Below are 10,129 nucleotides of genomic sequence, written 5' to 3'. Positions count from 1 at the left end.
TTTGCGATCAGTCACTTGTCTTAAATGCGAAGAATCGTTTCGATAGCCGGAAGAATTTACTTCGCCGACGAAGCCGAGATGCCTTGGCCGGCGTCGGCGGAGAGGCGCGCGAACATCGGCAGCGAGGCGAGGACGAGCAACGCCGTCGCGGCGAACCCGCAAGCGAGTTGCCACCGTTCGGCCTGCGCGCTGCCGGAGACGAGCATCGTGGCCTGAATGGTTCCCGCCGCGACCGTCACGCCGAGCGCCTTCATCAGTTGCTGCGCGGTGCCCTGGAACGAAGTCGCCGCGGCGAGGCGCGGCTTCGGAACGTCGGCGAAGGCGAGCGCGCCCATCGTCGCGAAACTGAGCGAGCGGCCAAGACCGCCGACGAGCAGCAGCGCGAAGATGGCGCTGGCGGGCCACGCTTGCGACATCGTCGAACAGACGGCGAGCACGGCGGCGAACGAGACGCTGCCCGCGCACAGCACCGTGCGCACGGAAAAGTGCCGCAGCGCGAGCGCGGTCATCGGCCGCATGCAGAACGAGCCGAGCGCGCTCGCAAAGGTCACGAGTCCGCTCGCCGACGCGCTATAGCCGAACCCTGTCTGCAACGTCAGCGGCACGAGAAACGGCAATGCGCCGGCACCCGCGCGAAAGAGACTGCCCGCCACGGTCGCGGCGTGGAACGTCGGAATGGAAAGCAGCGAGAAGTCGATGGCCGGATTCGGCGTCTTGCGGCAATGCACGACCGTGGCCCTGAAAAGCAGCACGCCGATGACGACGCATACCCACGGCACGCCGTCCGGCAGCACGTGGCGGCCCGCGCTTTCGATCCCTACCATGAAGAGACTGAGCGATGCGCCCGAGAGCACCATGCCGCGCAGGTCCGGCGGCGTGCGCGCTTCCGGCGGCGAAGGCGGCAAGAGCCGCCACGTCAGCAGCAGCCCGGCCACGCCCACCGGCACGTTGACCCAGAAGATGCTGCGCCACGACAGCGCGTCGGTGAGAAAGCCGCCGAGCGGCGGACCGAGAAGCGGACCGACGAGCGCGGGCATGGTCAGCCACGTCGTCGCCTGAAGCAATTCTTCGCGCTTGACGCCGCGAAACAAAATGAGGCGGCCGACGGGGACCATCATGGCGCCGCCGAGTCCCTGAAGTACGCGCGCCACGAGGAGCTGTGGCAGGTTCATCGCGGCGGCGCAGGCAATGGAAGCCAGCGTGAATGTGGCGATGGCCCACATGAAGACGCGTCGCGCGCCGAAGCGGTCGGCCACCCAGCCGCTCGCGGGAATAAAGACGGTCAGCGCGACCAGATACGCGGTAATGGCGCTGCTCAGGTGGACGGCATCGACGTTCAGATCGCGGGCCATCGTCGGGATGGCGGTCGCGACGATCGTGCCGTCCATGTTCTGCATGAAGAGCGCGCTGGCGACGACGGCGGCGGTGATGCGGAAGTTGCCGCCTTTCATTTGGAGGCTCCAAAGCCTTGATGCAAAGAGGGTTTTTCCGTGTGCCGAATTCAAATCCTCGCATGCCGGCATTCAAACCGTAGTGCAGCTGCCCAGTGCAAGTGATCGCCCCCAATCTCCCACGGCCAATCGAAAATTTCCCTGTCTTCAATAACTCGAATTGCCTAGATTGTTATCTGCCTAATTGAACACGCCAATGCTTCCTTGGCTCCGGCCCGTTCTGGAAAGAGGAGACAGGAATCGACGCAGCAAGAGGCGTAACGACACCTAATGCCGTGGCGGCTGCGCTAACGAAAGCAATGACGTCGGTCGTTTGTCACCCTTCGTGATTAGGCGTTGGCGTGCAGAACGAACGTCGAGATGGTGTGCAGGTTTCATATGACAGAGAGTGGGCCTGCATCAACTCGTACTGGTAGCTGCGTCGGCTTTCGCACGCGCATGAGGAAGTCGCCGCGTGAGATTGTAGCGTCGATCCAAATTTTCCGGGCAACGCTCAAGAGTTACCGTGGTGAAAGAAGGGATCTGTCTGTTGACAGACACATCCACCCGGTTAAGAGAGATGCATGCTCCGAAATGCTTTACCCAAAGTTCGTCAAGGTAATCTCGGTAGACGATCTGCCCACGAATGAGAACCTTTGTGTCTGACGGCATGGGTTCCGAATCGGACGTCCCAAACTCCACAGAAATCGTCAAAGGGTCACCACCTTCGATGATTTCACCCATAAAAGATTGCTGTTTACTTCCCAAAGCTCGAGTGTCGGCGTCGGTCGGGAAAGACGACGACAAAACGGAGCAGGTCAAACTTTTTCGAATAATTTCCGCAGCCGTCGCACCGCAATTCTTGAGTTCTATCGCTGTATGTATCACGAGTCCGCCGGCTTCTTGCCGTCCCCAAGCCTGTGCGCTGCTAGAAACAATGAAACGAGGGCACTGGGCTGCGGTCGAGACTTCCACGCTCTTGGCGGCGGCGCTAGCACTCTTGGCGGTTTGGCGAGCGCTATATGCCGTAGCAAGGAGTGTGGCGAGACTTACAACGAACGCAGATCCTTGACGGTACTTCTCGGGGACGGCAGCGAGGACCAGAAGGGTTAGAAGAAGAATGGTGTAGCCGATCCTTGGGCTTCTTGGAATGACCTGCATGGCACTTTGGTCAGTAAGGATACCGACATTATGGAACGTTTTATCGATGTATTTCGACCTAACCAACCGGCGCTCCGACGACTCACGCGATGGGCGAATGGCTGGTCCCGAGCAACAATTCGACGCCTATAATTTGTCAGGCCCCTATGTATCAACGTCGGACCTTCGAACGCTTGTCGAACTAGAATTAGGATAGGTAATTATGAAGCGCGACTGGGAACTACTGCGCCAGCAGCTCACTGACATCGAAGAAGACCGCGACCCCTTCGCTGCCATCCCTACTGAACCGAGATGGACGAGTCAGACGGAAGCGGAGTTCACGCGTGAATATGAGGAGTATCGGGCGACGGAAGCTAAGATCTGTGGGCATCTCGAAATGCTAATAGACAACGGGTACGTCGACGGTTTGAAGGTCATGCGAGGATCAGACGGACACTTTTCGTGGGGTGATTTCGGAGCACGCCTCACGATGAATGGACATGACCTACTAGATACAATGCGATCCAAACCTGTATGGGAACAGATCAAGTCAACGGCGCAGGCCAAGGGAATCGAACTGACGTTCGACGCTATCAAGGCAATCGGCGGCTGGGCGCTTAAGCACGTTCTCACCGCATGAGATGTGACGAGGGGATCCAAACCCAACAGCCAACCAGTCTTCTATGACGCGAAAAAGATATCAACGAAAGAGTCACCTAGCCGAAGCGATCAACCACGCAAGCGAAGGGTGGCAGAAGCTCTAGGCCGTCGCGGTTGCTGTCGCCTTCGTGTTCTCGGTCGTCATGTATTTATCTCATTGCACAGTACCGTTCTGCATCCATAGACGGTAACGCATCCAGTAGTCGCGCCACTCCTGGCGCGACCTTCATATCACTCGCTTCTTCCTGGTTCTCCCGCGCCACACCACTGCCTCGTCCTCTCATCGCCGGCCGCGCGCGCCACGTGCAGAGATACTGAATTATTCTGAGACGTTCGCGCAATTCGACTGCTTAGTGGCAGTGCTTTTTGCCTAGACGTTTCCCCTGATTCATCCTGAAAAAAATCCCGCATAGCGTTCTGCCCGTCCAGTCGCCTTCTAGCGACTCGATTACTTGTAGCGACGTGCGAGCGCCAGCTGGCCTCTGTTCACCTGCCCGCAGGACTCGGACGTTAATACGCCGATGAGGCGGACTCTCGAAAGACTATGCAAATGGAAACAGTCGGCAAAACAAAACGGAAGTTGGCGACGATTGGCTTACGAACGGAGTGCGGCGCCAGATGAGCATCTACTATCCAGCGTTAGACGGCGATCCGCTGACGACCGGCGATGGTAGCTACCTCATCGCAAAACATTTCTGGGGTACTAACGACGCAGGTGCTGGGCCGAAACGCATGGTGGTGATCGGAGACGAAGCGTATTGCTCTGTGTGCCGGTGTATCGGCGAGGTTACTTACGGCGCTCCGCTGGCAGAAGGACGGCGCATCAATTGCATGGGGCGACCCAATGCAGTGGGCGGCGACCGAGTGGTCTGTAATTGCGCAGAGAACCCGCGCATTTCTGAGCAATCGAGACGGACATTCACCATTGTGGACAACGGCGGGTCGCCGTTTATGGCGCAGTCAGCAGCAGGCGCGTCAATGGCATCAGTTGCTAAGGCGTATGACCAACAGTTTGTTCTACGCGACGCGGAAACTGGTCGCGGTCTTTCAGGTGTGGCGTATCGAATCATCGCCAACGGTGCGACCATCGCCAGCGGCATGACCGACGGCGAAGGCCGAACCCGACGAGTGGTGACAAGCGGCGCGCAGCGACTTCTGCTGCACGTGTCGGAGAATGGCCAATAATGCTGAAAGCCGCCGTTAGCGACCGTGATCGCACGTCAACGGGTGGCCGTATCATCGCCCGAAAGTCGTCGTTCTATGACGGTCGTCATCCCGTCGCACTTGACCTGAGCTATGCAACGTGCGGTCGGTGCGAAGGCACTTTCCGGGTGTTCGGCTCGGGCGACGACATGCTTGACCAAGGTGTAAAGATCGTCCGGGACGGTGATCGTATCGGTTGCTCGTGCGGAGTTAATCGTGCTCGCGCTGGAGCCGACGCAAGTTTCTTCTTTGAATCCGGCAATCGTGTTGTCAGAGGGTCCGCTACTGCGTCGAAGCCCTCTCTCATACCGACACCGATCTACGATCAACAATTTGTTGTCCGTGATCATGAAACGCGCCAGCCGTTATCAGGTGTGCGCTACCGCATACGCAGCAATGCGGGCCGCGTTTTCGAAGGAATGACCGACAGAGCCGGTCGCACGGAACGCATAAAGACCGAGCAGCTTGAATCCATCACATTGGAAATTTTTTAGGGTTGAGCAATGGCACAAGAAACGTTCGAAGTTGCACAGTCGGAGACCAACACAATCGACGGTTCCACACACGATGTATATATAAACAATACGCTCATCTGTCCGAACATGACGAATGCACAGTTCCGCGGATTGATGATGAACTTGCGCGATATAGCGGTAAATAAGATCGACGAGCGCTGCGTCTCCTTGACTCGAAATTGGTCGAAAGAAAAAGAACGAGTTTATACGTGGTTTGGTCAAACAGACGAAGGACTTCGTCGGGCTCTTATAGCAGGCTTGCCGCGACTTAAAGCGGCAATGTTAGAACTCACGCCAGGCAAGATACTCAGATATGATGACGAGAGAGCAAAAACTATGAGTTGCGTCCCGGTCACCGACAACGGAAACAATGATGCTTCGGTATGCAAGCCTGACAGCTCTAAACGAATCATTTGCCTTTACTCCCATTTCTGCACAACCGCCGCTGCTAGATTGGACGGTGAAAACAAACTTAAGAACTTGATCCATGAATGTACACATTTCACCGATACTTTCGACTCCGTAGACACCGCTTATGGATACGGGCATGCGCTACAAATTTGGGGCAAGATGAATCCGACAAAGACGGCCAATAACGCAGATACTATCGCCTGTTACATTACCTACGCCGAAGGCGTTGACTTAGGGACCGATCTACAGTTATGTGGCTGTTAAATCTATGCCGTAATAGGCTGTTGCTGGCGACGCTCCTATTCATGCTTGCGAAAGCATCTCACGCTTGCAAGATATATGAGGATTTTTCAACCAAAGTCCCGCTCAATGAAGTGAGTATCGGGAACGCTGCCAGGGTTAGGCTGGCAGACGTAGTAATACGGGCGCGAACGTGGCCAGACGTGGAAGTCGGCGCAGAACTTTCTGCGCCCGCTTTGTCGACTGAGCGCGATGCTAGAGCATTGTCGATCGCAAGATCGGAAGCGATAAAGTCGTATCTCATTCAACTTGGAATCAAGGATTCAAACATCGTATATGAACCAATAGTGATAACGCATCCCGTCGCGCGTGATGCGGATGGATTAGAGCGCTTAAGGCAGATCTATGTAAGCTTCGCCCCTATCTGCCCGGATGGTTGCGACCGGCTTTGCAGCGATCCACGGGTAACACCTGTATCCAAGGCAATCAAGTAACACCGCCTTGGAAGGCGCCATCTACTCCATTGACTCGCCCGCGCGGTGCGGGCGTTTTCGAAGCCCGTCCATCGCTCTGGCCGCATCTCCACTTAGACTCCGCGTTTCTACCGGATGCCCCGCCACACCACCGACTTCCTCTCTTATCGGCAGCTATGCCCGCCGTGCTGGTCGCACGCAACTTGGGATGAACATGGCGCTGCTTACGCGGTCGATCAACGTCGGGGAAACGGGCGTTGGTCCCGCAGCCGCATGATGATGGGTAGTCAGCGTGCATGCACCCCAGTCTACTCGAAGGGTCGTCGCACCGTTCGCACGCTACGCAACGCTCGCCGCGATCCCCAAATAGTGCGAAAGCGGCGGCGTGACGCGGCTTGCGTCCTTGGCAGCGTCGTCCCAACGTCGCAGGGTCATGGCGTCTCGCGCGTAGGGCAGCTGTACGAAAGCGCGCGCTTCGTCCTTATCAAACACGCCGCCCTGCAATTGCAGGCTGCGCACGGAATCCGCCGAGAGCCGCGCGTGATACTCGGGATCCATCGCGCACAGGCAGCGTTTCGCATCGACATGAAGGCGAATCGGTTCGAGCACTGCGTCGGAAAACACGGGCCGCAGAAACGGCAGCGCGTAGTACTGGTGGAGATCGTCGATACCGCGCTCGGTCGGCGTCTCGCCCTGCAAGTTCAGCAGATGCCCGAGATCATGCAGCAGCGCTGCAACGATCAACTCACGACTCGCGCCCGCTTCTTCCGCGAGCCAGGCCGTCTGCAGCGCGTGCTGCAATTGGGTGACGGGTTCGCCGCTGTAGGCCATCGAACCGTGGGCATCGAAGAGATGCCGGATATCGTCGAGAGAAAGCGCCATCGTGAGTCAGTCGCCTCGGCGTATGCTAGATGGAACGAAGCCCGGCATTATCAACGCGCAATATGACGCGCTCATGGCGCAGCGAGTTACATCATGCCGTTTCTTTTTCATCGACGCCCGGAACTCGCAGGTCTGGACGGTCGCGCGCGAAGCGACGTGCGACGCCTGGCGTGGCACTTCGCGCAGCGTCACTGGACGCTGCATGCGCCGGCCTTTGCGTGGGTCGTCTTCGTCGCGCTGCATACGCGATTCGGCCTCGTGCCCGACCCGCGCGACTACGTGTTAGCGACGCTCGGGCTGTTCGCGACGGCGGTCGTCGTGATTCGGCTGCATATCGCGCATCATCTGCGTGCGGCGCGCGCCATCTACGACGCCTTGGGTCCGGCGAGCCTCGACTCGATCATCCGCACGCGCCGATAACCGAGTCACGCAAAGTCCCCATTTTTCGCGTGTTACGATGCCTCGCGTCCCTTCTCAACGATCGCACATGGCAACGTTATACGAAACGCTGGGCGTCGATGAACACGCCACCGAAGACGAGATCAAGCGCGCTTATCGCAAGGCCGCGATGCGCTGCCACCCGGATCGCAATGCCGGTCAGGAAGAGGCGGCGCGGGTCCGCTTTCAGGAAGTGAAGGAAGCGTACGCGATCCTGTCCGACCCCGCGCAACGCGAGGTGTACGACCGAACCTTCGCGGAAGAAATCGAACGCTGGGAAGCGCGCATGCGCGAAGAGGAAGCGGAGCGTGAGGCGCTCTACGCGGCACGCGTAGCGCTTGCCATGCGCTTTGCATCGCAAGGTCATAACCGCGATGTCGTGTTCGGCGTATTGCTTGGGCAGGACTGCGACGAACCCACTGCGCGTCATATTGCGGAAAGCGTCGTCGCGTTGCACGAGTCACGTCAGGAACCCGCGACGAGCGAAGCGAAAGAAGAGCAGTCCGCCGAGCTTGCACCCGAGAAACCGAAAGCCGACGAGCCGCATGCAGCGAACCCGCTCGGGGCGATGTGGTTTCAGTTCTTCAACAATCTGCGCTTCTAGGCCGCGAGTCGTTCGGTGCGCATGTTCTCTTTGCGCGGCGCGGCGGGATAGACGCACCATTGCCCGTCGTCGTGACGGAAAAAGAACAGCGCCTTCGACGCTGCGCCTTGCATCGTTTCCACGCACACGAAACGCCGATGATCGGCTCGCGTGCGGCTGAACTGCTTGACATGGACCGGCACGCTTGCCGGCGCAAGCCATTTCTCGACGAGATAACGAAGCGATCGTTCGTTCGCGCATTTCATCTGAAGTCTCCTGCATGCGGCGTTCATGGCTGTATATCGGCCGAAAGCATTCGACGCTTGAGCGGTCCCACGAAAGACGCCTGCCGCAACGCACCACACTCATGACAAAGCACTTTAACTCTACGCCTGAATGGGGCGTGCACGCGCAGTTTGGCGTAATAGCAACAGGAAAGCGCAGTACCGGTCGCGAGCGCTTTTATTAAAGCGGGCGCGCGAAGCTGAGTTCGTGGCCGTCGGGATCGGTCAGATGAAAGTAGCGCTCGTTCCACGGCGCGTCGCGCGGTGCGAACTGCGGCTCGATACCGAGTGCCTTCACTTTGCGGTAGAAGGCATCGACATCCGACACGTAGAAGACGATGCGGCCCCACCACGAGATGGGGCCATGCGTTTCGCTCGTGATGTTGAGGTAAGAGTCGCCGAGCGCGAACGATGTGAACGCCTCGTTCGCGCCGCCGTGCACGATGCGAAAGCCCAGCGCCTGATAAAAGGCTACGGCGCGCGCCATGTCGTGCGTGGCGAGCGTGACTGCGCTGAGACTGACGATACGAGCATCGTCGATGGGTGTCGTCATGTAGCTCAGGAATGGTGATGGTGCGAGACGATAGACAGCACGGACAAGTCGGGATGCGTGCCATCCACGATGCTCTTGCCGATGTGCCGCGCATCGTCTAAAGCGTCTGCGGCGGTCTTGTATGCGTCGTCGCCATCGGAGTGAAAGTGAACGGCTTCTCCAGGCACGTCCGCATTCGCGCCATGCAGGCACACATGTCCGATGAAGGCGTACCGTTGCGCCGGTTCAGCCCCGGGCTTTAGCTGCGGAAGCACGTGGATATCGAAGCCTTCGTATTCGAAGACATGCCATTCAGTAGAGAGGTCGACGGCCATGATCGTCTCCTGTTTCGCCATGCCGGCAATCTGACCTTACTCCTCTTGTCGTGACGAATCCATTGGCGAATGCATCGATGACAAGGCATGCACCGGCGCCGCCGCTGGGCGTCGCACGACATCGGCTTCGAAAGTTATAAGGACCGCCGACTCGTCCTTCGAAGGTAGCGATATTCATCAATCGAGCACATCGACTGCGCGCGCAATTCTGCAAAGCCTATGCCAATGCCACGCTCAAGCTCACGTCGGCACGCGGGCTATCGCCCACGACGCTCTTAGGCCGCGCTTAACCGACGCCAAGCGCACCGGAACGTTGGACAGAAGCCGACAGACCGGCGCATGCTGTCGGCTGCTGCGTCACCAAGCAACGATCGAGACCATGACCATGACATCCTTCGTCCGTATGCTGGCGTTACTCGTTCTATGTAGTCTGCCATTGAGCGGACAGGCGCAAGCGCTGCGAGCGCAACAATCCATCGCGCTGCTGGATTGCACATTGATCGACGACAACGCCGCCTATAACGATGCGGATACCAATCGCATACAGGCCGAGCGCCTCGCGATGGTCAGCAACGCACTGCGCGAGCAACTGCGAGAGAAAACGCCCTTACATGTGACGGACAACGCACAGGCGAGCGATCTCATTGCAACGCTTCAACGCGCGCAGGACATGAGTGCGTGCAATGGCTGCGAGCTTCGCGTGGCGCGCGAACTCGGTGTATCGCGCGTCGGCGTGTGTTGGGTACAGAAGATCAGCAACCTCATCCTCAATATCAATCTCCGCGTGGAGGACGTCGATAGCGGCGCGACGCTCTTTCAGCGTTCGGTCGATATGCGCGGCAACACGGACCAGTCGTGGCAGCGCGGCGCAAAGGCACTCGTCGATCTGCTGACGAGCGAGGCCTCTGTCATGCGTTAGGCATGCGGTCGCATCGCCCTAGGCATTTCGGGAATTTCTCCCGCCATGCAACGTTGCCTGCGCGCGGGGTCTTGCGCTAAGTTG

At 58.4% G+C, this 10,129-nt stretch carries 13 protein-coding genes; 7 read left to right on the top strand and 6 right to left on the bottom strand.

Features of this window, described 5'->3' with window-relative positions; translation table 11 throughout:
* Nucleotides 1-56: 56 nt before the first annotated feature.
* The gene (locus NCR34_RS19160; protein WP_250500968.1) at nt 57-1,451 is read right to left on the bottom strand and encodes a DHA2 family efflux MFS transporter permease subunit; all 1,395 of its coding nucleotides are present in this window, start codon (nt 1,449-1,451) and stop codon (nt 57-59) included.
* A 399-nt stretch (nt 1,452-1,850) separates the two neighbouring features.
* Nucleotides 1,851-2,591 carry a hypothetical protein gene (locus NCR34_RS19155; protein ID WP_250500967.1) on the bottom strand — a complete coding sequence of 247 codons (741 nt, stop codon included), beginning with the start codon at nt 2,589-2,591 and terminating at the stop codon, nt 1,851-1,853.
* A gap of 202 nt (nt 2,592-2,793) precedes the next feature.
* Here NCR34_RS19155 and NCR34_RS19150 point away from each other — a divergent pair, with 202 nt between their 5' ends.
* From NCR34_RS19150 to NCR34_RS19135, 4 genes are all read left to right on the top strand, one after another.
* Nucleotides 2,794-3,210, top strand: coding sequence for a DUF2513 domain-containing protein (locus NCR34_RS19150; RefSeq protein WP_250500966.1), 417 nt, complete (start codon nt 2,794-2,796; stop codon nt 3,208-3,210).
* 638 nt (nt 3,211-3,848) lie between these two features.
* Nucleotides 3,849-4,415: a PAAR domain-containing protein gene (locus NCR34_RS19145; RefSeq protein WP_250500965.1), complete on the top strand. Its 567-nt coding sequence runs from the start codon at nt 3,849-3,851 to the stop codon at nt 4,413-4,415.
* Nucleotides 4,415-4,927, top strand: a complete 513-nt coding sequence (locus NCR34_RS19140; RefSeq protein WP_250500964.1) for a PAAR domain-containing protein — start codon at nt 4,415-4,417, stop codon at nt 4,925-4,927. The genes NCR34_RS19145 and NCR34_RS19140 overlap by 1 nt, the downstream gene beginning before the upstream one ends.
* 9 nt (nt 4,928-4,936) lie before the next feature.
* Nucleotides 4,937-5,623 (top strand): M35 family metalloendopeptidase, encoded by a 687-nt coding sequence (locus tag NCR34_RS19135; RefSeq protein ID WP_250500963.1) that lies wholly within the window; start codon nt 4,937-4,939, stop codon nt 5,621-5,623.
* 788 nt (nt 5,624-6,411) lie between these two features.
* On the opposite strand, the gene NCR34_RS19130 is transcribed toward NCR34_RS19135, so the two are convergent.
* Nucleotides 6,412-6,954, bottom strand: coding sequence for a phosphonate degradation HD-domain oxygenase (locus NCR34_RS19130; protein ID WP_250500962.1), 543 nt, complete (start codon nt 6,952-6,954; stop codon nt 6,412-6,414).
* Nucleotides 6,955-7,047: 93 nt separating this feature from the next.
* Between NCR34_RS19130 and NCR34_RS19125 the strand changes: the two genes are divergently transcribed.
* A complete protein-coding gene (locus tag NCR34_RS19125) occupies nt 7,048-7,374 on the top strand; it encodes a hypothetical protein (RefSeq protein WP_250500961.1) in 327 nt (108 codons plus the stop codon).
* Nucleotides 7,375-7,441: 67 nt separating this feature from the next.
* The gene (locus NCR34_RS19120; RefSeq protein WP_250500960.1) at nt 7,442-7,996 is read left to right on the top strand and encodes a J domain-containing protein; all 555 of its coding nucleotides are present in this window, start codon (nt 7,442-7,444) and stop codon (nt 7,994-7,996) included.
* On the opposite strand, the gene NCR34_RS19115 is transcribed toward NCR34_RS19120, so the two are convergent.
* The 3 genes from NCR34_RS19115 to NCR34_RS19105 form a co-directional block, all read right to left on the bottom strand.
* Entirely contained in the window at nt 7,993-8,241 is a 249-nt protein-coding gene (locus tag NCR34_RS19115) for a hypothetical protein (RefSeq protein WP_175940735.1), read from the bottom strand. The two genes, NCR34_RS19120 and NCR34_RS19115, sit on opposite strands and share 4 nt — an antisense overlap.
* A gap of 199 nt (nt 8,242-8,440) precedes the next feature.
* Nucleotides 8,441-8,812: a VOC family protein gene (locus tag NCR34_RS19110; protein WP_250500959.1), complete on the bottom strand. Its 372-nt coding sequence runs from the start codon at nt 8,810-8,812 to the stop codon at nt 8,441-8,443.
* Nucleotides 8,813-8,817: 5 nt separating this feature from the next.
* Entirely contained in the window at nt 8,818-9,126 is a 309-nt protein-coding gene (locus NCR34_RS19105) for a hypothetical protein (RefSeq protein WP_250500958.1), read from the bottom strand.
* A gap of 379 nt (nt 9,127-9,505) precedes the next feature.
* Here NCR34_RS19105 and NCR34_RS19100 point away from each other — a divergent pair, with 379 nt between their 5' ends.
* Nucleotides 9,506-10,045, top strand: a complete 540-nt coding sequence (locus NCR34_RS19100; protein ID WP_502800113.1) for a DUF3280 domain-containing protein — start codon at nt 9,506-9,508, stop codon at nt 10,043-10,045.
* Nucleotides 10,046-10,129 lie beyond the last annotated feature (84 nt).

This window comes from Caballeronia sp. GAWG1-5s-s, from assembly GCF_023631445.1.
Classification (GTDB): Bacteria; Pseudomonadota; Gammaproteobacteria; order Burkholderiales; family Burkholderiaceae; genus Caballeronia.
This window is presented reverse-complemented; position numbering and strand designations above follow the sequence as displayed.

What these genes read in the sequence shown, in the direction of transcription:
- NCR34_RS19130 (WP_250500962.1), bottom strand. Translation starts at nt 6,954, where the DNA reads ATGGCGCTTTCTCTCGACGATATCCGGCATCTCTTCGATGCCCACGGT.
- NCR34_RS19120 (WP_250500960.1), top strand. Translation starts at nt 7,442, where the DNA reads ATGGCAACGTTATACGAAACGCTGGGCGTCGATGAACACGCCACCGAA.
- NCR34_RS19100 (WP_502800113.1), top strand. Translation starts at nt 9,506, where the DNA reads ATGACCATGACATCCTTCGTCCGTATGCTGGCGTTACTCGTTCTATGT.
- NCR34_RS19155 (WP_250500967.1), bottom strand. Translation starts at nt 2,591, where the DNA reads ATGCAGGTCATTCCAAGAAGCCCAAGGATCGGCTACACCATTCTTCTT.
- NCR34_RS19145 (WP_250500965.1), top strand. Translation starts at nt 3,849, where the DNA reads ATGAGCATCTACTATCCAGCGTTAGACGGCGATCCGCTGACGACCGGC.
- NCR34_RS19135 (WP_250500963.1), top strand. Translation starts at nt 4,937, where the DNA reads ATGGCACAAGAAACGTTCGAAGTTGCACAGTCGGAGACCAACACAATC.
- NCR34_RS19105 (WP_250500958.1), bottom strand. Translation starts at nt 9,126, where the DNA reads ATGGCCGTCGACCTCTCTACTGAATGGCATGTCTTCGAATACGAAGGC.
- NCR34_RS19115 (WP_175940735.1), bottom strand. Translation starts at nt 8,241, where the DNA reads ATGAAATGCGCGAACGAACGATCGCTTCGTTATCTCGTCGAGAAATGG.
- NCR34_RS19125 (WP_250500961.1), top strand. Translation starts at nt 7,048, where the DNA reads ATGCCGTTTCTTTTTCATCGACGCCCGGAACTCGCAGGTCTGGACGGT.
- NCR34_RS19140 (WP_250500964.1), top strand. Translation starts at nt 4,415, where the DNA reads ATGCTGAAAGCCGCCGTTAGCGACCGTGATCGCACGTCAACGGGTGGC.
- NCR34_RS19150 (WP_250500966.1), top strand. Translation starts at nt 2,794, where the DNA reads ATGAAGCGCGACTGGGAACTACTGCGCCAGCAGCTCACTGACATCGAA.
- NCR34_RS19160 (WP_250500968.1), bottom strand. Translation starts at nt 1,451, where the DNA reads ATGAAAGGCGGCAACTTCCGCATCACCGCCGCCGTCGTCGCCAGCGCG.
- NCR34_RS19110 (WP_250500959.1), bottom strand. Translation starts at nt 8,812, where the DNA reads ATGACGACACCCATCGACGATGCTCGTATCGTCAGTCTCAGCGCAGTC.